We start from the raw sequence: 17,956 nt of genomic DNA, 5'->3' as shown, positions 1-17,956 counted from the left end.
ACCCCTTAGAAATAACCCTGACGTTTCTTTTCTTCCATCGAGCCTGCGCCATCGTGGTCGATGACCCGGCCCTGGCGTTCGGAAGTTCGCGTCAGGAGCATTTCCTGAATGATGTCGGTCAGGCTGGTGGCCTCGGACTCGACCGCACCGGTCAGCGGGTAGTCGCCGAGCGTACGGAAGCGGACCTTCTTCTTGACGATGCGCGCCTTGTCTTCATCGCTCAGGTGATTGAGCAGGCGTTCGTCGTCGATCATGATCCAAGTGCCATTCATCTCGATGACGTCGCGCTCGGCGGCGAAATACAGCGGCACGATAGGGATGCCTTCGAGGTAGATGTACTGCCAGATGTCCAGTTCGGTCCAGTTCGACAAAGGGAACACACGAATGGATTCGCCCTTGTTGACGTTGCCGTTATAGACGTTCCACAGTTCCGGGCGCTGGTTTTTCGGGTCCCAGCGGTGCTTGGTATCGCGGAAGGAATACACGCGCTCTTTGGCACGGGACTTCTCTTCGTCGCGACGGGCACCACCGAAAGCGGCATCGAAACCATACTTGTCGAGGGCTTGTTTCAGGCCTTCGGTTTTCATGATGTCGGTGTGCTTGGCACTGCCGTGGGTCAGCGGGTTGATGCCCTGCGCGACGCCATCAGGGTTCACGTGCACGATCAGGTCCAGGCCGAGATCTTCGACCATGCGGTCGCGGAACGCGTACATTTCCTTGAACTTCCACCGGGTGTCGACGTGCATCACCGGGAACGGCAGTTTGCCCGGGAAGAATGCCTTGCGCGCAAGGTGCAGCATCACGGCGGAGTCTTTACCGACGGAGTACAGCATCACCGGGTTATCGAACTCGGCGGCGACCTCGCGGATGATGTGGATGCTTTCGGCCTCCAGCTGTTTCAGATGCGTCAGTTTGTCGACCATGGCTACTCACGAAAACGATCTTATGGACGGCCAGCGGGCCGTGTTCGAGCGAGGAATCCTAGCACAGCGACCTCTTCTAATCAGGCCGCCGACTAGATCGAAAGGGTATATGAATATACCCCCTCGTTTGGGCACCGAAGACCCTGTGGGAGCGGGCTTGCTCGCGAAAGCGGTGGGTCAGTCAACGTTGTTGTCGTCTGACACGGCCTCTTCGCGAGCAAGCCCGCTCCCACATTTGATCTGCGGTGATCTCAGATCGGATTCGGGCAATCGATGAAGATGTGCTCGAGGGCGAACCGGCGGGCCAGGTAATCGCCCAATGCTTGCACGCCGTAACGCTCGGTGGCGTGGTGACCGGCGCCGATGAAGCTGATGTCGTTTTCCCGGGCGCTGTGGAAGGTCTGCTCCGAAGCCTCGCCACTAAGGTACAAATCGACTCCAGCCAGCACGGCCTGATCGATGTAACCCTGGCCACCACCGGTGCACCAGCCAACGCGACGGATCATCTCGCTGCCTTCAATCAGCAGCGGTTCACGACCCATGACTTCCTGCACACGACGGGCAAAATCACGCGGCGTCATCGGTTCGCTCAACGAGCCAACGAGGCCGACCACTTTAAGGTTGTCAGGATCCAGCGGGCCTTCGACCGTGATGTCGAGCTGACGCGCCAGCTGCACGTTGTTGCCAACGTCCGGGTGCAGATCCAGAGGCAAGTGATAGGACAGCAGGCTGATGTCGTGCTTGAGCAGGGTTTTCAACCTACGCTGCTTCATGCCGGTGATGCACGGGTTCTCGCCCTTCCAGAAATAGCCGTGATGCACCAGCACCAGATCGGCCTGTGCTTCGACGGCGGCGTCCAGCAGCGCTTGGCTGGCGGTGACGCCACTGACGATGCGCATCACCTGCGGGCGGCCTTCGACCTGCAAGCCGTTGGGGCAGTAATCGGCAATCCTGGCACTGTTAAGGTAACGGTCGGCTTCTTCGACCAGGGTGCTCAAGGCGACGGCCATAAAAGACTCCTAAATATCCCGTTCAGAGGCGAGCTGCGCCTCGTATAATGCGCGACATTATGGGCGGTCTCATACCGCCTGCAACCTCTCAGGACGTGCTTAATGCTCAAGGCGCTGCGTTTTTCCGGCTGGCCGTTGTTGGCCGGCGTGCTTATCGCTCTGTTGATCATCCAGCGTTACCCGCAGTGGGTCGGGCTTCCGAGCCTCGACGTCAACCTGCAGCAAGCCCCGCAAACCACCACGATGCAGCAAGGTCCGGTGTCCTATGCCGACGCGGTCACCACGGCCGCGCCGTCGGTGGTGAACCTGTACACCACCAAAGTCATCAACAAACCGAACCATCCGTTGTTCGAAGATCCGCAGTTCCGCCGCTTCTTCGGCGACAACTCGCCCAAGCAGAAACGCATGGAGTCGAGCCTGGGTTCGGGCGTGATCATGAGCCCGGAAGGTTATTTGCTGACCAACAACCACGTGACCAGCGGCGCCGACCAGATTGTGGTCGCGCTCAAGGACGGTCGCGAAACCCTGGCCCGGGTGATCGGCAGCGACCCGGAAACCGACCTCGCCGTCCTGAAGATCGATCTGAAAAACCTGCCGTCGATCACCGTCGGCCGCTCCGACAACATTCGCATCGGTGACGTCGCGCTGGCCATCGGCAACCCGTTCGGGGTCGGCCAGACCGTGACCATGGGCATCATCAGCGCCACCGGGCGTAACCAGTTGGGCCTGAACAACTACGAAGACTTCATCCAGACCGACGCCGCGATCAACCCCGGCAACTCCGGCGGTGCGCTGGTGGACGCCAACGGCAACCTGACCGGCATCAACACGGCGATCTTCTCCAAGTCTGGCGGCTCGCAAGGCATCGGTTTTGCGATCCCGGTCAAACTGGCCATGGAAGTGATGAAGTCGATCATCGAACACGGCCAGGTGATTCGCGGCTGGCTCGGCATCGAAGTGCAGCCATTGAGTCAGGAACTGGCGGAGTCGTTTGGTCTGTCGGGGCGCCCGGGGATTGTGGTCGCAGGGATTTTCCGCGACGGTCCGGCGCAGAAGGCCGGCCTGCAATTGGGCGACGTAATCCTCAGCATCGACGGCGAACCGGCCGGCGACGGTCGTCGTTCGATGAACCAGGTCGCGCGGATCAAACCGACCGACAAGGTCACGATTCAGGTGATGCGCAATGGCAAAGAGCTGAAGCTCACGGCTGAGATCGGCCTGCGTCCGCCACCGGCGCCGGTTAAAGAGAAAGAAGAAGGCTGACATCAGCCCGAGGATTTCGGGCTAATAGAAGACAGTCTCGTTAGACATGTTATATTGTTTCAATATCTCAATTGGAACAACATAACATGTCGTCTCGAACAATGGCTTCCGTGGCAAGTCTTGCCCTTGGCCTGCTGGCGGATCCGGTCTTCGCAGAAGAGCCCGGCACCCTCGAACTGGACGCCATAAGCGTCACCTCCGAATACGAATCGCCCACCGGCCCGGTCAAGGGCTACCGCGCCACGCGCTCTTCCAGCGCGACCAAAACCGACTCCGCGATCCGCGACATCCCGCAATCCATCAGCGTGATTCCCGTCAGCGTCCTCAATGACCTGGGCAGCACCAGCGTCGAGCGTGCCCTGGATTTTGCCGGTGGCGTGTCGAAGCAGAATAACTTCGGCGGCCTGACGCTTTACGAATACAGCGTGCGTGGCTTCACCACGTCGGAGTTCTACAAGGACGGTTTCAGCGCCAACCGTGGCTATCCGAGCACGCCGGACGCGGCCAACATCGAGCGTATCGAAGTGCTCAAAGGCCCCGCTGCCAGCCTCTATGGACGCGGCGATCCCGGCGGTACGGTGAACATCGTCACCAAGAAACCCCAGCCCGAAGCGTTCACCACCCTGCAAACCAGCGCCGGCAGTTGGGATCGCTATCGCACCGCCCTCGACGTCAACACGCCGCTGGATGACGACGCCAACGTGTTGTCCCGAATCAACCTGTCCGTCGAGGACAACCACAGCTTTCGCGATCACGTCGACAGCCAGCGAGTGTTCGTCGCACCCTCCTTCAGTTGGCAATTGAACCCGGACACCAGCCTGTTGGTGGAGAGTGAATTCGTGCGTCACAGCTCCACGTTCGATCGCGGCATTGTCGCGCCGAATAACAAGTGGAGCGGCGTGTCACGTTCGACCTTCCTCGGCGAACCCAACGACGGCAACATCGACAACCACAACAACCTGCTGCAAGCCACGCTCGAACATCATCTCAATGACAGCTGGAAGCTGCGCCTGGCCAGCCATTACAAGGAAGGCAAACTCTGGGGCTACGCCTCCGAAAACCGTCCGCTGAATGCCGACGGCCACACCGTCAATCGACGTTATCGCGAGCGCGATACCAATTGGCACGACAGCATCACCCAACTCGAATTGCGCGGTCTGTTCGACCTCGGCAGCTGGCAGCACGAACTGCTGATCGGCACCGAATATGAGAACTTCCGCAAGAACGAACGGGTCACGACCATTGCCGGCGGCCCCTACGCCATCGACATTTATCAGCCGGTCTACGGTCAGCCGAAACCCAACGGCACGCGCTCCGGCACTGACCTTTTCGAACACGTCGAAAGCCAGGCGCTGAACCTGCAGGATCAGATCGTCTTCACTGACAAACTGCGCGGCATGCTCGGTGCCCGCTTCGAACACTTTGAGCAAAGCATCGACGATCACAGCCGCGGCGCCACCAGCCGTCAGAGCCACGAAGCGCTGACCCAACGGGCCGGCCTGCTCTATCAACTGACACCCGAAGTCGGGCTGTTCGCCAACGCGTCCACCTCGTTCAAACCGAACAATGGCCTGGACGCTGGCGGCAAATCCTTCGACCCGGAAGAAGGCGTCGGTTACGAAGTCGGGATCAAGAGCGAGCTGTTCGACGACCGCTTGAGCACCACCCTCGCCGCCTTCCATATCGAAAAGGAAAACGTCCTCGCACTCGACCCGGGCACCGACACCAGCCGCGCCATGGGCAAGGCCCGCAGCCAGGGATTCGACCTGCAAGTCACCGGGCAAGTGACCGACGCCGTGCGGGTCATCGGTGCCTTCGCCTACATCGACGCCGAGGTCACCGAGGGCGACAAGGTGATTCCCACCGGCAGCCGCATCCTCGGCGTCGCCAAGCGTAGCGGCAGTCTGCTGGGCGTTTATGAATTTCAGGATGGCCGTTTACGAGGCTCAGACGTCGGCGCGGCGTTCACGTATGTCGGCGATCGTTCAGGCGAATCCGGCAGCGATTTCGAACTCCCGGCCTACCACACCGTCGACCTGCTGGGCCATTACAAGGCCAGTGAAAACGTCACTGTCGGCCTGAACCTGAACAACCTGTTCGACGAGAAATACTACGAGCGCTCGTACAGCAATTACTGGGTCAACCCCGGCGAGCCGCGCAACTTCACCATCAGCCTCACACTCAATCTGTAAAAGGAAGTTCCCATGCACCCTCTCAAACCCGCACTGCTCAGCCTGCTGCTCGGCCTGTTGTTTACCGGCCAGGCCTCGGCCCATGGTCTCTGGACCGAACAACGTCGCGGCAACATCGAAGTGATTTACGGCCACGGTGCCGAGGACAACGCCTTCAAGGCGCAGAAAATCAGCGGTGCCTGGGCCTATGACGCCAACGGCAAAATGATCCCGGTGACCGTGCAACGCCTGGCCGATCATGCGCGTTTACAACCCTTGAAACCGCCCGCCGTGATGGCCGTGGCACTGGACAACGGCATGTGGTCGCAGACGGCGGATAAAAAGTGGATCAACGAAGGACGCAGTAAAGTGCCGGGGGCGATCGAGTCAACGCAGACCTTCAAATACAGCCTGGCGATCTATCAGCCAGGGGCGAAGTTGCCGAAGCTGGATCAGATGAAGCTGCTGATTCTGCCGGAGGTCGATCCGCTGACGGTCGGACCGGGCAAGTTGCTGCCCGTGCGGGTGCTGCTCGATGGGAAACCGGCGGCGGGTGTGAAGTTGATGGGCGACTACCGCAGTGCGCCGAATACGTTGAGCACCGAGACGGATAAGGACGGCCGCGCGCAGGTGGTGGTGCGTAATGAAGGGTTGAATGTGATTTCGGCGCAGATGGAGATTGTGCTGAAGGACAATCCGGATGTGGCGACGCGCGGGGTGTTCAGCTCGCTGACGTTCCTGGGCGAACCGCATCACGAATAACCCACAAAACCCTGTAGGAGCGAGGCTTGCCCGCGACGGGAACACCGCGGTGTATCAGTTACACCGCGTTATCGTTCATCGCGGGCAAGCCACGCTCCCACAGGATCGGGGGTATTCCTTAAAGGTCGCCCAGGCCGTCGATCAGTGCCTGATTCTGTTCAGGCGTGCCGATGGAAACCCGCAGGAACTGTGCAATCCGCTCCTGCTTGAAGTGCCGGACGATCACGCCCTGCTCACGCAGCTTCGCAGCCAATCCCGACGCATCATGCTTCGGATGGCGCGCGAAGATGAAGTTCGCCGCGGACGGCAGCACTTCAAAGCCCTTCCCTTCCAGTTGCGCAACCACCCACTCACGATGATCGATGACCAACCGGCAGGTCTTGTCGAAGTATTCACGGTCTTCAAACGCAGCAGCAGCCCCGACATTTGCCAGGCGATCCAGTGGATAAGAGTTGAAGCTGTTCTTGATCCGCTCCAGCGCCTCGATCAAATCGGGATGCCCCACCGCCAGACCAACCCGCAGGCCGGCCAGCGAGCGGGACTTGGACAGGGTCTGAGTCACCAGCAGGTTCGGATAACGGTCGACCAAAGTGATTGCCGTCTCCCCACCAAAGTCGATGTAAGCCTCATCCACCACGACCACCGAATCCGGGCTGGCCTTGAGGATTTGCTCAACCGCTTCCAGCGCCAACAGGCAACCGGTCGGCGCGTTAGGGTTCGGGAAGATGATCCCGCCGTTAGGCTTGGCATAATCCGCCGGGTTGATCTGGAACTGTTCGTCCAGCGGCACCGCGTCGAACTTGATGCCATACAACCCGCAGTAGACCGGATAGAAGCTGTAGCTGATGTCCGGGAACAACACCGCTTTGTCGTGTTGCAGCAAGCCGTGGAAAATGTGCGCCAGGACTTCGTCCGAGCCGTTGCCGAGGAACACCTGATTGGCCTGCACGCCGTAATACGCAGCCACGGCGTTTTTCAGCAGATCGCTGTTCGGGTCCGGATACAGACGCAGGTTGTCGTTGAGCTCGGTCTGCATCGCCGCCAAGGCTTTGGGCGAGGGGCCGTACGGGTTTTCGTTGGTGTTGAGCTTGACCAGTTTCGCCAGTTTCGGCTGCTCGCCCGGCACGTAGGGCACCAGATCCTTGACGAACGGGCTCCAGAATTTACTCATGTTCAGTTCCCCTGCCCTTGTGAAGAGTCTTCGTCAACGATGCGATATTCGGCGCTCCGCGCGTGGGCGGTCAGCGACTCGCCACGGGCCAGCACGGAAGCGGTTTTGCCCAGTTCGGAGGCACCCTGCTCGGAGCAGAAGATGATCGACGAGCGTTTCTGGAAGTCGTAAACACCCAGTGGCGAAGAGAAGCGCGCGGTGCCGGACGTCGGCAACACGTGGTTTGGACCTGCGCAATAGTCGCCCAGGGCTTCGGACGTGTGACGGCCCATGAAGATCGCGCCCGCGTGTCGGATCAGCGGCAGCCAGGCTTGCGGATCGGCGACCGACAACTCCAGGTGTTCTGGCGCAATGCGGTTGGCGACTTCGATGGCTTGTTCCATGTCGCGAACCTTGATCAGCGCGCCACGGCCATTGATCGAGGTTTCGATGATCTCGGCGCGTTCCATGGTCGGCAGCAGTTTGGCGATGCTCGCGGCGACCTTGTCGAGGAACTCGGCGTCCGGGCTGACCAGAATCGCCTGGGCGTCTTCGTCGTGCTCGGCCTGGGAGAACAGGTCCATGGCGATCCAGTCCGGATCGGTCTGGCCGTCGCATACCACGAGGATTTCCGACGGGCCGGCGATCATGTCGATGCCGACCTGGCCGAATACGTGGCGCTTGGCGGTGGCCACATAGATGTTGCCCGGTCCAACCACTTTGTCGACCTTCGGTACGCTTTCGGTGCCGTAAGCCAATGCGGCAACCGCTTGGGCGCCGCCAATGGTGAAGACGCGGTCGACACCGGCGATGCAAGCCGCGGCCAGCACCAGTTCGTTGATTTCACCGCGCGGGGTCGGCACCACCATGACCACTTCGGTCACACCGGCGACCTTGGCCGGAATCGCGTTCATCAACACCGAGGATGGGTATGACGCCTTGCCGCCCGGCACGTACAGCCCGGCGCGATCCAGCGGCGTGACCTTCTGGCCCAGCACCGTGCCGTCGGCTTCGGTGTAGGTCCAGGATTCCTGTTTCTGTTTTTCGTGGTAGCTGCGCACGCGAGTCGCGGCTTTTTCCAGGGCTTCGCGCTGAGGCACGGTGATTCGGGTCAGCGCCAGTTCCAGGCGTTCGCGCGGCAGGATCAGGTCCGCCATGGACGCAACGTCCAGGCCGTCGAACTGCCGGGTGAAGTCCACCAGTGCCGCATCGCCACGCTCGCGCACGGCTTTGATGATGTCCAGCACGCGCTGATTGACCGAGTCGTCAGACACACTTTCCCAGCTCAGCAGATGATCCAGATGATGCGCGAAATCCGGGTCAGCAGCGTTGAGTCGGCGAATTGCAGTCGGTGCGGTCATAGCGAGAGCCTCATAGGATTGGCAAAAAACTCAGGCACCCGAAGCTAACATTCGATCCGCTTGGGCACCTGAGAATTCTGGCTATGAGGCGGATAGACGGCGCGACTTAACGTCGCGCAGGTGAATCAGCCGCGGTGTCGAGACTCCACTGCCTTGCGCAGGGTGTCGATCAACGCCTGGATACGGGCGTGTTGCATCTTCATCGAAGCTTTGTTGACGATCAGCCGGGAGCTGATGTCGGCAATGAAATCCTGGGGTTCCAGGCCATTGGCACGCAAGGTGTTGCCGGTGTCGACCACGTCGATGATCTTGTCCGCCAGACCGATCAGCGGCGCCAGTTCCATCGAGCCGTAGAGCTTGATGATGTCGACCTGACGGCCCTGCTCGGCGTAGTAACGCTTGGCGACGTTGACGAACTTGGTCGCCACGCGCAGGCGGCCCTTGGGCTCGACGTCGCCGACACGGCCGGCGGTCATCAGCTTGCAGAGGGCAATGCGCAGGTCCAGCGGTTCGTACAGACCCTGGCCACCGTATTCCATCAGCACATCTTTACCGGCGACGCCCAGGTCCGCGGCACCATGCTCGACATAAGTCGGCACATCGGTGGCGCGCACGATCAGCAGACGCACGTCGGCCTGAGTCGTGGGGATGATCAGCTTGCGGCTCTTGTCCGGATTCTCGGTCGGCACGATGCCCGCTTCAGCCAGAAGCGGCAGGGTGTCGTCAAGGATGCGGCCCTTGGACAGTGCGATGGTCAACATGGGAAACGTCAGTCCTTATCAGGCTACTGATGCCCGGTCGCAAACGGCGCCGGACACACTTCGAGGGCTTTCTCATAATGAAAAGACACCCTCGACTTGAAACGAAACCAACGGGCACCTCCCTGTGCCCATGCAGCAGAAACTAGCCCGGTACGCGGCGGATCTTGGCGCCGAGCATCTGCAGTTTCTCTTCGATGCACTCGTAACCACGGTCGATGTGGTAGATGCGGTCAATCAGGGTGTCGCCTTCGGCGATCAGTGCCGAGATCACCAGGCTGGCCGAAGCACGCAGGTCGGTGGCCATGACTGGCGCGCCCTTGAGCTTTTCGATGCCGGTGACGATGGCGGTGTTGCCTTCGACCTGGATGTGCGCGCCCATGCGGTGCAGTTCGTATACGTGCATGAAGCGGTTTTCGAAGATCGTCTCGATCACAGCGCCTGTGCCTTCGGCAATGGCGTTGAGGGAGATGAACTGCGCCTGCATGTCAGTCGGGAACGCCGGGTATGGCGCGGTCCGCACGTTGACGGCTTTCGGCCGCTTGCCATGCATGTTCAGCTCGATCCAGTCTTCGCCGCAGGTGATTTCAGCACCCGACTCGCGGAGTTTTTCCAGGACGGCTTCAAGGATGGTCGGATCAGTGTCCTTGACCTTCACGCGACCGCCGGTCACGGCTGCCGCTACCAGGTAGGTGCCGGTTTCGATACGGTCAGGCATCACTTTGTAGGTGGTCGGGTGCAGACGCTCAACGCCATCGATGGTGATGGTGTCGGTGCCGGCGCCAGTGATCTTGGCACCCATGGCGATCAGGAAGTTCGCCAGGTCGATGACTTCAGGTTCGCGAGCGGCGTTTTGCAACACGCTGCGGCCCTTGGCCAGAGCGGCGGCCATCATGATGTTTTCGGTACCGGTCACGCTGACGGTGTCGAAGAAGAAGTGCGCACCGCGCAAACCGCCTTCTGGCGCCTTGGCCTTGATGTAGCCGCCTTCGACATCGATGACCGCGCCCATGGCTTCAAGACCACGGATGTGCAGGTCAACCGGACGCGAGCCGATGGCGCAACCGCCAGGCAGGGCAACTTCGGCTTCACCGAAACGGGCTACCATCGGGCCCAGCACCAGGATCGACGCACGCATGGTTTTCACCAGTTCGTACGGGGCGATCAGGGTCTTGATGGTGCGCGGGTCGATTTCGACGCTGAGCTTCTCGTCGATCACCGGCTCGATGCCCATGCGACCGAACAGCTCGATCATGGTAGTGATGTCGTGCAGGTGCGGCAGGTTGGCAACGGTTACCGGGCCATCGCACAGCAGGGTTGCAGCCAGGATCGGCAGGGCAGAGTTCTTTGCCCCGGAGATGCGGATTTCGCCGTCAAGACGAACGCCGCCAGTAATAATCAATTTATCCATAAGAATCTCGACGCCCTTGGGCTCAGGTGCGCTCGGCCCAGGCCGCGCTGCTGAAAAATTTCATAGTGACCGCATGGATGCTGCCATCGGTGATCCATGGGTTCAAATGGGCATAGATCTGCTGCTGACGCTTCACCGGGCTCAACGCCGCCAGTTCATCGCTAATCACGTTCAGCTGGAAATTGCAGCCTTCGCCCTCAACTTCTACCAACGTTCCGGGCAGCTTTCCTTCAAGGAAGCTCTTCACTTCTACGGCCTGCATGCTCAACCTCAATCGGCGCCCTGTGCGCGCGGGTCGGACATCATACAAAAAAGCCCCGCGCCTGCGAACCCCGCGAAGCAGGACTCTGACGGGGGGCTTCTTTATAGATGCTGGTTAGGGATGCGCCAACAGCTCGGTCAATTCGCTGACCTGAGCGATTTCACGCATGTCTTCTGGCATCCCGCGAATGCTCAGCGCCTTGCCGGCCGCCTCAGCATCGCGCATGAAGCACAGCAGCAGGGACAAGCCCACGCTGCTGGACTTCAACACAGCCGAACAATCGACCACCACTTCGGCAGCCGTACTGGATTTGATCAACGCCTGCCCCTGTTTGCGCAGACCAGGGCCGGTGCGGTAATCCAGCATGCCACTGAGTCGCAGCTCGCCGGTTTCGCTCATGCGAATGGCCGACACACTCATTGCGTAGACTTCTCGGTGGCGTCCGCGGATTTTTCCTTGGCTTTGGCGACTTCCCCGGCCCAACCGTTGATGGTCTTGTCCAGGTCATTGCCATTGCGCTGCATCGCATCAGCGAACTGATCGCGGAACAGCTTGCCGATGTTGATACCGTTGATGATCACGTTACGCAGTTTCCACTCGCCGTTGATCTTCTCGAGTGTGTACGACACGGGATAGATCGAGCCATTGGTGCCTTTGACCGTCATGCCAACGCTGGTACGGTCTCCGGACTCATCCTTGGCAGGATCGACGGTGATGCCCTGATTGTTGTACTCGAGCAAGGCGTTACCATAGAACTGGAACAGGCCTCTTTTGAAGTTCTCTTCAAAGGTCTTCATCTGCGCCGGCGTGGCTTTGCGCGAGTATTTGACCGTCATGATGCTTTTGGAAATGCCCTCGGCATCCACCACCGGCCCGACGATGGTGTTCAGCGCCGTGTAAAAGTCTTGCGGGTCCTGCTTGTACTTCTCTTTGTTGGCCGACAGATCGGCGAGCAGCCGATCGGTGGTGTCTTTAACGATATCGTGCGCTGAGGGCGCTGCCACGGCGTGAGCCATCAACGGCAAAGCCGTGAGTAAAATCAACAGGCTACGTCGCAAGGTAGAGATCATTCAAAAGCTCCTCATTTGGCGTCTTTGCTAACGGTATTGAGCAGGAATTTACCGATCAGGTCCTCGAGCACCAGCGACGACTGCGTGTCGTGGATGGTTCCACCATCCTTGAGCAGGGCTTCTTCCCCGCCCACGCTGATACCGATGTATTTCTCGCCCAACAGGCCAGCCGTCAGGATAGATGCAGTGGAGTCAGCCGGCAGGTTATCTACGCGCTTTTCCAGTTGCATGGTCACCCGACCGGTGAAACTGTCGCGGTCCAGATCGATCGCCGTGACCTTGCCGATGGTCACACCGGCCATGGTCACTTTAGCTCTGACCGTCAAACCGGCGATATTGTCGAAATACGCATAAAGTTTATAAGTATCGGTGGTGGCGCTCGGGGACAGGCCACTGACCCGCAACGCTAGCAACAGCAAAGCCAGAATGCCAGCCAGCAAGAAAAGGCCGACACCGATTTCCAGGGTGCGGTTTTGCATCAGAAATCTCCAAACATCAAGGCGGTCAAAATAAAGTCCAGGCCGAGCACAGCCAAAGAGGCATACACCACGGTCTTGGTAGTGGCACGACTGATCCCCTCGGAAGTGGGCTCGCAGTCATAGCCTTGGAATACGGCGATCCAGGTCACGACAAAGGCGAAGACGATGCTCTTGATGATGCCGTTGAGCACATCATCGGTGAACGTCACGCTGTTCTGCATGTTGGACCAATAGGAACCTTCATAGACACCCAGCCAGTCGACAGCCACCCACGAACCGCCCCAGATACCCACCACGCTGAAAATCATCGCCAGCACCGGCAGGGAAATGAAGCCGGCCCACAAGCGCGGGGCAATGATGTACTTGAGTGGGTCGACACCAATCATTTCCAGACTGGACAACTGTTCGGTGGATTTCATGTTGCCGATTTCGGCGGTCAACGCCGAACCCGCGCGCCCGGCGAACAGCAATGCCGTGACCACAGGACCGAGTTCACGCAACAGCGTCAGCGCAACCATCTGCCCGACCGCCTGCTCCGAACCGTAGCTGGACAGAATGTTGAAGCCTTGCAGCGCCAGCACCATGCCGATGAACACCCCGGAGACCACAATGATCACCAGGGACATCACGCCCACGGAATGCAGTTGCTTGATCAGCAGGCCAAAACCGCCGCCGATACCGCCGCGGCCGAGCAAGGCATGAAACAGGAAAATCGCCGAACGCCCGAACACCGACAACACATCGATGCCGCCGTGGCCGAATCGACGCACGCGTTCTAATAGTGAAATCTTGCGCATCAACGCTTCCCCAGGAGATCTGCGCGGTAATCCGTCGCTGGAAAGTGGTATGCAACCGGACCGTCGGGCTCGCCGGTCATGAATTGACGAATCCGTGGTTCCTGAGAGTTCATCAGCTCTTCGGGAGTGCCCTGCCCCAGGACTTGCCCCTCGCCCACCACATAGATGTAGTCGGCAATGCTGGCGGTCTCGGCCAGATCGTGGGAAACCACGATGCTGGTGATGCCCAGCGCATCGTTGAGCAAGCGGATCAGGCGCACCAACACGCCCATGGCGATAGGGTCCTGGCCGACAAAGGGTTCGTCGTACATGAGGATCTGCGGATCGAGGGCAATCGCCCGCGCCAGCGCGACACGGCGCTTCATGCCACCGGACAGCTCGTCGGGCATCAGGTCGATGGCGCCACGCAGCCCCACGGCCTGCAATTTGAGCAGGACGATGTCACGGATCATTTCTTCCGGCAGCTCGGTATGAACGCGCAGCGGAAAGGCGACGTTCTCGAACACATCGAGGTCGGTAAACAGCGCGCCGCTCTGGAACAGCACGCCCATGTGCTTGCGCGCATCGAACAGATCGCTGCGCGACAGCTTCGGCAGGTTCTGGCCATTGACCCAGACTTCGCCCTTGGTAGGACGCAGCTGTGCGCCCATCAGACGCAACAGCGTGGTCTTGCCACACCCGGAAGGCCCCATGATGCCGGTGACCTTGCCGCGTGGGATACGGATATCGACGTTATTGAAAATGCTGCGCGCACCGCGCTTGAAGGACAGTCCCTTCAGCTCGACCGCGTAGGCGTTATCGGCACTCATCTAAACTCCTTGCGATGCAGCCTCACACTCGGACGCCTGGCTTCCTGACGAAAGCACATACCTCCCCGGGCAGGCCGAACTGGCGGCGAACTATATCACTGCAAAGGCCAAGCGCCCAAGGCCCAAGCCGGCCCATGTTCAGCAACATGACAGGCAAAAAGCCTCGCCCAGAGAGGATTCGGTAACAGGGAATGACAAAGCGTGACGAACTTGCGTGAGGGTTTTGATCATTACCGCTATAATCGCCGCCTTTTCATCAGGCTATACGATTTCTGACATGAGCCAATCCAGCGACCTGATTCAATCTGCACAACGCACCATCCGCCTCGAACTGGAAGCCGTACAAGGCTTGCTGCCCCATATCGACGCAGATTTCGTACGCGCTTGCGAGATGATTCTGGAGAGCAAAGGCCGCGTAGTCGTGGTCGGCATGGGCAAATCGGGGCACATCGGCAACAAGATCGCCGCCACCCTGGCCAGCACCGGCACCACGGCGTTTTTCGTGCACCCGGCCGAAGCCAGCCACGGCGACATGGGCATGATCACGCGCGACGACATCATCCTGGCCCTGTCGAACTCCGGTTCCACCAATGAAATCGTCACCCTGCTGCCCCTGATCAAGCGTCTGGGCATCAAATTGATCAGCGTGACCGGCAATCCGGACTCGGCGCTGGCCAAGGCTGCCGAGGTCAATCTCAACGTTCACGTCGAGCACGAAGCCTGCCCGCTGAACCTGGCGCCGACCTCTTCGACCACCGCCGCGCTGGTCATGGGCGACGCCCTGGCCGTTGCGCTGCTGGAAGCCCGCGGCTTTACCGCTGAAGACTTCGCCTTTTCCCACCCGGGCGGCGCGCTGGGCCGACGCCTGCTGCTGAAAGTCGAAAACGTCATGCACGCCGGCCAAGAGCTACCACAGGTTCAGCGCGGCACGCTGCTCAAGGACGCGCTGATGGAAATGACCCGCAAGGGCCTGGGCATGACCGTAATCCTCGAAGCCAATGGCAAACTGGCAGGAATCTTCACTGATGGTGACTTGCGCCGTACGCTGGACCGCAGCATCGACATCCACAGCGCCACCATTGATCAGGTCATGACTGCGCACGGCAAGACCGCTCGCGCCGAGATGCTCGCCGCCGAAGCCCTGAAAATCATGGAAGACCACAAGATCAACGCACTGGTCGTGGTCGACAGCGAAGACCGTCCGGTCGGCGCCTTGAACATGCACGACTTGCTGCGTGCGGGAGTAATGTAATGAGCACGGACCTGCTGCAACGCGGCAAACAGATCAAACTCGCGGTATTCGATGTCGATGGCGTGCTGACCGACGGGCGCCTGTACTTCCTCGAAGACGGCAGTGAATTCAAGACGTTCAACACCCTCGACGGCCAAGGCATCAAGATGTTGATGGCAGCCGGCGTGCAGACCGCTATCATCAGCGGCCGCAAGACCCCGGTGGTCGAACGTCGAGCGAAAAACCTCGGCATTCCACACGTTTACCAGGGGCGCGAAGACAAACTGGTGGTGCTCGACGAGCTTCTGGCTCAACTCAACCTAAGCTATGAACAGGTCGCCTATCTGGGCGACGATTTGCCGGACCTGCCGGTGATTCGTCGCGTGGGCCTGGGCATGGCCGTAGCAAACGCCGCCAGCTTCGTGCGCGAACACGCCCACGGCATCACCCTGGCCCGTGGTGGCGAGGGTGCCGCACGCGAATTCTGTGAATTGATCCTGCGCGCCCAGGGCCGCCTCGATGCGGCCAACGCCGCGTACCTGTGAGCCCACTATGCTGAGCAAAAAGATTCGTAACATCCTGTTGTTCGGTTGCATCGCGGCGCTGTTCGCCGCGGTCGGCTACTGGAACATCAGCCCCGAACGCTTCCTCGACAAACCCGTGGTCAAGGTCGATGAAAGCGCGATCGACTATTACGCCCTGAACGCCCACAGCGTGCAGTACCTGCCGGACGGCAAATTGCAGTATGAAATGACGTCCGACAAGGTCGAACACCTGAAAGTGAGCGAGGTGACGTTGCTGACCAACCCTGACCTGAACATGTTTCGTGGTACCGAGTTTCCCTGGCACGTCCAGAGTGAGCACGGCGAAGTCAACCCGGACGGCACTCAGGTCGAGCTGATCGACTCGGTCCGCATCACGCGTTTCGACGAGAAAAACCGCAAAACCCTGATTACCACCACCCGTATGACTGTGTTCCCCAAGGAGCAATATGCGCAGACCGATCAACCCGTTAGAATCGACGGCGCTGGCGGTGTATCGACAGGCAACGGAATGAAAGCGTACTTGAAAGAAAGCAGGATACACCTGCTATCGAACGTAAGAGGACAGTATGAGGCTCGTTAAAACTCTCCCTATTTTGCTCAGTCTGGGCGCAGCACTGGGAAGCGTGAGCGCCTGGGCTCTGCCGAACGATCAAGAGCAGCCTATCCGCATTCAGGCCGACGACGCCCAACTGGACGACAAGAATGGCGTTGCCACCTATAAGGGTGACGTGATCATTACTCAGGGCTCGATGAAGGTCACCGGCAATACCGTGACCATCACTCGCACCTCGACTGGCGACATTGACGTGGTGACATCGGTGGGCAACCTTGCCTACTTTGAGCAGATGCAGACGGCTGGCGACACCAAGCCTGTGCAAGGCTGGGGGGTGACCATCCAGTACCACGCCTCGCAAAACCGCGTCGTGCTGATCGATAAAGCGAAAGTCATCGACAAGGACAACAACACCACCCAAGGCGAGAAAATCGTCTACGACACCCAGAAAAAGCTTGCGAGCGCCGGGCGTGCTACGGGCAGCAAGGTCACCGAGTCGCGTCCGCGCATTGACATGGTGATCCAGCCGAAAAAGAAAACCGAAGAGCAAAAGGCCCCGTAATGGCAACTCTGAAAGCTCAGCATCTGGCCAAGAGCTACAAGAGCCGCCAGGTCGTGCGTGACGTCAGCCTGTCCATCGACAGCGGTCAGATCGTCGGCCTGCTGGGCCCTAACGGCGCCGGCAAGACCACCTGCTTCTACATGATCGTTGGCCTTGTGCAGGCCGATCAGGGTCGCGTACTGATCGACGATCTGGACGTCAGCCACCAGCCGATGCACGGTCGTGCAAAGGCCGGTATCGGCTATCTTCCGCAAGAAGCGTCGATCTTCCGCAAACTCTCGGTTGCGGACAACATCATGGCCATCCTCGAGACCCGCAAGGAACTCGACAAGGCCGATCGTCGCAAGGAGCTGGAAAGCCTGCTGCAGGAATTCCACATCAGCCACATCCGCGACAACCTCGGCATGAGCCTGTCCGGTGGTGAGCGCCGCCGCGTGGAAATCGCCCGGGCACTGGCCACCAACCCGAAATTCATCCTGCTCGATGAACCTTTCGCCGGTGTGGACCCGATCTCGGTGGGCGACATCAAACAGATCATCTACCACCTCAAGGCCAAAGGCATTGGCGTGCTGATCACTGACCACAACGTCCGTGAGACCCTGGATATCTGCGAAACTGCCTACATCGTAAACGATGGCCAGCTGATCGCCGAAGGTGACTCCGCCACCATCCTGGCCAACGAACTGGTCAAGGAAGTGTATCTGGGCCACGAGTTCCGCCTGTAAGCGCTGACGTGTCTGGCTGGTTGTCCGAGCGCTCGTCTCGATAAAAAATCAATACTTTTTTATTGTTACAGCGCTCTAGGCAAACGCTGCAGTTTCGGGCATATAATTTGCTTA

20 protein-coding genes are annotated in these 17,956 nt (G+C 59.6%); 8 read left to right on the top strand and 12 right to left on the bottom strand.

The window, feature by feature from the left end; translation table 11 throughout:
• Window positions 1-5: 5 nt before the first annotated feature.
• On the bottom strand, window positions 6-923 hold the full coding sequence (gene cysD, locus ACA053_RS04385) for a sulfate adenylyltransferase subunit CysD (RefSeq protein ID WP_109628002.1): 918 nt from the start codon (window positions 921-923) through the stop codon (window positions 6-8).
• Between the two features lie 251 nt (window positions 924-1,174).
• Window positions 1,175-1,933, bottom strand: coding sequence for a Nif3-like dinuclear metal center hexameric protein (locus ACA053_RS04380; protein ID WP_497394619.1), 759 nt, complete (start codon window positions 1,931-1,933; stop codon window positions 1,175-1,177).
• Window positions 1,934-2,035: 102 nt separating this feature from the next.
• Here ACA053_RS04380 and algW point away from each other — a divergent pair, with 102 nt between their 5' ends.
• The 3 genes from algW (at window position 2,036) to ACA053_RS04365 (ending at window position 6,129) form a co-directional block, all read left to right on the top strand.
• Window positions 2,036-3,196: a Do family serine endopeptidase AlgW gene (gene algW / locus ACA053_RS04375; RefSeq protein ID WP_109628000.1), complete on the top strand. Its 1,161-nt coding sequence runs from the start codon at window positions 2,036-2,038 to the stop codon at window positions 3,194-3,196.
• A gap of 86 nt (window positions 3,197-3,282) precedes the next feature.
• Entirely contained in the window at window positions 3,283-5,388 is a 2,106-nt protein-coding gene (locus ACA053_RS04370; protein ID WP_497394618.1) for a TonB-dependent siderophore receptor, read from the top strand.
• A gap of 12 nt (window positions 5,389-5,400) precedes the next feature.
• Window positions 5,401-6,129, top strand: a complete 729-nt coding sequence (locus tag ACA053_RS04365) for a DUF4198 domain-containing protein (RefSeq protein ID WP_497394617.1) — start codon at window positions 5,401-5,403, stop codon at window positions 6,127-6,129.
• A gap of 118 nt (window positions 6,130-6,247) precedes the next feature.
• Here the strand turns inward: ACA053_RS04365 and hisC are convergent, their stop codons facing one another.
• The 10 genes from hisC to ACA053_RS04315 all read right to left on the bottom strand — a co-directional run bounded on the left by hisC (window position 6,248) and on the right by ACA053_RS04315 (window position 14,226).
• On the bottom strand, window positions 6,248-7,300 hold the full coding sequence (gene hisC / locus ACA053_RS04360) for a histidinol-phosphate transaminase (protein WP_497394616.1): 1,053 nt from the start codon (window positions 7,298-7,300) through the stop codon (window positions 6,248-6,250).
• A gap of 2 nt (window positions 7,301-7,302) precedes the next feature.
• A complete protein-coding gene (gene hisD / locus ACA053_RS04355; RefSeq protein ID WP_497394615.1) occupies window positions 7,303-8,640 on the bottom strand; it encodes a histidinol dehydrogenase in 1,338 nt (445 codons plus the stop codon).
• A 125-nt stretch (window positions 8,641-8,765) separates the two neighbouring features.
• Window positions 8,766-9,401 carry an ATP phosphoribosyltransferase gene (gene hisG, locus ACA053_RS04350; RefSeq protein WP_007901570.1) on the bottom strand — a complete coding sequence of 212 codons (636 nt, stop codon included), beginning with the start codon at window positions 9,399-9,401 and terminating at the stop codon, window positions 8,766-8,768.
• Window positions 9,402-9,543: 142 nt separating this feature from the next.
• A complete protein-coding gene (murA, locus tag ACA053_RS04345; RefSeq protein ID WP_109627995.1) occupies window positions 9,544-10,809 on the bottom strand; it encodes a UDP-N-acetylglucosamine 1-carboxyvinyltransferase in 1,266 nt (421 codons plus the stop codon).
• A gap of 22 nt (window positions 10,810-10,831) precedes the next feature.
• A complete protein-coding gene (locus ACA053_RS04340; protein WP_007912386.1) occupies window positions 10,832-11,071 on the bottom strand; it encodes a BolA family protein in 240 nt (79 codons plus the stop codon).
• A 114-nt stretch (window positions 11,072-11,185) separates the two neighbouring features.
• A complete protein-coding gene (locus tag ACA053_RS04335) occupies window positions 11,186-11,491 on the bottom strand; it encodes an STAS domain-containing protein (protein ID WP_109627994.1) in 306 nt (101 codons plus the stop codon).
• The gene (locus ACA053_RS04330) at window positions 11,488-12,141 is read right to left on the bottom strand and encodes an MlaC/ttg2D family ABC transporter substrate-binding protein (RefSeq protein WP_497315615.1); all 654 of its coding nucleotides are present in this window, start codon (window positions 12,139-12,141) and stop codon (window positions 11,488-11,490) included. Before ACA053_RS04330 ends, ACA053_RS04335 begins: the two co-directional genes overlap by 4 nt.
• 11 nt (window positions 12,142-12,152) lie before the next feature.
• A complete protein-coding gene (mlaD, locus tag ACA053_RS04325; RefSeq protein ID WP_109627992.1) occupies window positions 12,153-12,620 on the bottom strand; it encodes an outer membrane lipid asymmetry maintenance protein MlaD in 468 nt (155 codons plus the stop codon).
• Window positions 12,620-13,417, bottom strand: coding sequence for a lipid asymmetry maintenance ABC transporter permease subunit MlaE (mlaE, locus tag ACA053_RS04320; protein ID WP_109627991.1), 798 nt, complete (start codon window positions 13,415-13,417; stop codon window positions 12,620-12,622). Before mlaE ends, mlaD begins: the two co-directional genes overlap by 1 nt.
• Window positions 13,417-14,226: an ATP-binding cassette domain-containing protein gene (locus tag ACA053_RS04315; RefSeq protein WP_109627990.1), complete on the bottom strand. Its 810-nt coding sequence runs from the start codon at window positions 14,224-14,226 to the stop codon at window positions 13,417-13,419. The genes mlaE and ACA053_RS04315 overlap by 1 nt, the downstream gene beginning before the upstream one ends.
• Before the next feature lie 277 nt (window positions 14,227-14,503).
• On the opposite strand from ACA053_RS04315, the gene ACA053_RS04310 reads away from it, so the two are divergent.
• Genes ACA053_RS04310 through lptB form a run of 5 tightly spaced genes read left to right on the top strand, consistent with a single transcriptional unit; the run spans window position 14,504 to window position 17,842 of the window.
• Window positions 14,504-15,478, top strand: a complete 975-nt coding sequence (locus tag ACA053_RS04310; RefSeq protein WP_109627989.1) for a KpsF/GutQ family sugar-phosphate isomerase — start codon at window positions 14,504-14,506, stop codon at window positions 15,476-15,478.
• Window positions 15,478-16,002, top strand: a complete 525-nt coding sequence (locus tag ACA053_RS04305) for a KdsC family phosphatase (protein WP_109627988.1) — start codon at window positions 15,478-15,480, stop codon at window positions 16,000-16,002. Before ACA053_RS04310 ends, ACA053_RS04305 begins: the two co-directional genes overlap by 1 nt.
• 7 nt (window positions 16,003-16,009) lie before the next feature.
• Window positions 16,010-16,582: an LPS export ABC transporter periplasmic protein LptC gene (lptC, locus tag ACA053_RS04300; protein WP_109627987.1), complete on the top strand. Its 573-nt coding sequence runs from the start codon at window positions 16,010-16,012 to the stop codon at window positions 16,580-16,582.
• On the top strand, window positions 16,569-17,117 hold the full coding sequence (lptA, locus tag ACA053_RS04295) for a lipopolysaccharide transport periplasmic protein LptA (RefSeq protein ID WP_497315611.1): 549 nt from the start codon (window positions 16,569-16,571) through the stop codon (window positions 17,115-17,117). The genes lptC and lptA overlap by 14 nt, the downstream gene beginning before the upstream one ends.
• Complete coding sequence (lptB, locus tag ACA053_RS04290) at window positions 17,117-17,842, top strand: LPS export ABC transporter ATP-binding protein (RefSeq protein WP_109627985.1); 726 nt, start codon at window positions 17,117-17,119, stop codon at window positions 17,840-17,842. Before lptA ends, lptB begins: the two co-directional genes overlap by 1 nt.
• Window positions 17,843-17,956 lie beyond the last annotated feature (114 nt).

The sequence above is a fragment of the Pseudomonas sp. LBUM1672 genome (assembly GCF_059695655.1).
The sequence above is the reverse complement of the archived record's forward strand: the minus strand, read 5'-3'. Positions and strand labels throughout refer to the sequence as shown.

Bases quoted from the DNA above. Each gene is read 5' to 3' on its own strand.
- cysD (WP_109628002.1), bottom strand. From the start codon at position 923: ATGGTCGACAAACTGACGCATCTGAAACAGCTGGAGGCCGAAAGCATC.
- ACA053_RS04380 (WP_497394619.1), bottom strand. From the start codon at position 1,933: ATGGCCGTCGCCTTGAGCACCCTGGTCGAAGAAGCCGACCGTTACCTT.
- algW (WP_109628000.1), top strand. From the start codon at position 2,036: ATGCTCAAGGCGCTGCGTTTTTCCGGCTGGCCGTTGTTGGCCGGCGTG.
- ACA053_RS04370 (WP_497394618.1), top strand. From the start codon at position 3,283: ATGTCGTCTCGAACAATGGCTTCCGTGGCAAGTCTTGCCCTTGGCCTG.
- ACA053_RS04365 (WP_497394617.1), top strand. From the start codon at position 5,401: ATGCACCCTCTCAAACCCGCACTGCTCAGCCTGCTGCTCGGCCTGTTG.
- hisC (WP_497394616.1), bottom strand. From the start codon at position 7,300: ATGAGTAAATTCTGGAGCCCGTTCGTCAAGGATCTGGTGCCCTACGTG.
- hisD (WP_497394615.1), bottom strand. From the start codon at position 8,640: ATGACCGCACCGACTGCAATTCGCCGACTCAACGCTGCTGACCCGGAT.
- hisG (WP_007901570.1), bottom strand. From the start codon at position 9,401: ATGTTGACCATCGCACTGTCCAAGGGCCGCATCCTTGACGACACCCTG.
- murA (WP_109627995.1), bottom strand. From the start codon at position 10,809: ATGGATAAATTGATTATTACTGGCGGCGTTCGTCTTGACGGCGAAATC.
- ACA053_RS04340 (WP_007912386.1), bottom strand. From the start codon at position 11,071: ATGCAGGCCGTAGAAGTGAAGAGCTTCCTTGAAGGAAAGCTGCCCGGA.
- ACA053_RS04335 (WP_109627994.1), bottom strand. From the start codon at position 11,491: ATGAGTGTGTCGGCCATTCGCATGAGCGAAACCGGCGAGCTGCGACTC.
- ACA053_RS04330 (WP_497315615.1), bottom strand. From the start codon at position 12,141: ATGATCTCTACCTTGCGACGTAGCCTGTTGATTTTACTCACGGCTTTG.
- mlaD (WP_109627992.1), bottom strand. From the start codon at position 12,620: ATGCAAAACCGCACCCTGGAAATCGGTGTCGGCCTTTTCTTGCTGGCT.
- mlaE (WP_109627991.1), bottom strand. From the start codon at position 13,417: ATGCGCAAGATTTCACTATTAGAACGCGTGCGTCGATTCGGCCACGGC.
- ACA053_RS04315 (WP_109627990.1), bottom strand. From the start codon at position 14,226: ATGAGTGCCGATAACGCCTACGCGGTCGAGCTGAAGGGACTGTCCTTC.
- ACA053_RS04310 (WP_109627989.1), top strand. From the start codon at position 14,504: ATGAGCCAATCCAGCGACCTGATTCAATCTGCACAACGCACCATCCGC.
- ACA053_RS04305 (WP_109627988.1), top strand. From the start codon at position 15,478: ATGAGCACGGACCTGCTGCAACGCGGCAAACAGATCAAACTCGCGGTA.
- lptC (WP_109627987.1), top strand. From the start codon at position 16,010: ATGCTGAGCAAAAAGATTCGTAACATCCTGTTGTTCGGTTGCATCGCG.
- lptA (WP_497315611.1), top strand. From the start codon at position 16,569: ATGAGGCTCGTTAAAACTCTCCCTATTTTGCTCAGTCTGGGCGCAGCA.
- lptB (WP_109627985.1), top strand. From the start codon at position 17,117: ATGGCAACTCTGAAAGCTCAGCATCTGGCCAAGAGCTACAAGAGCCGC.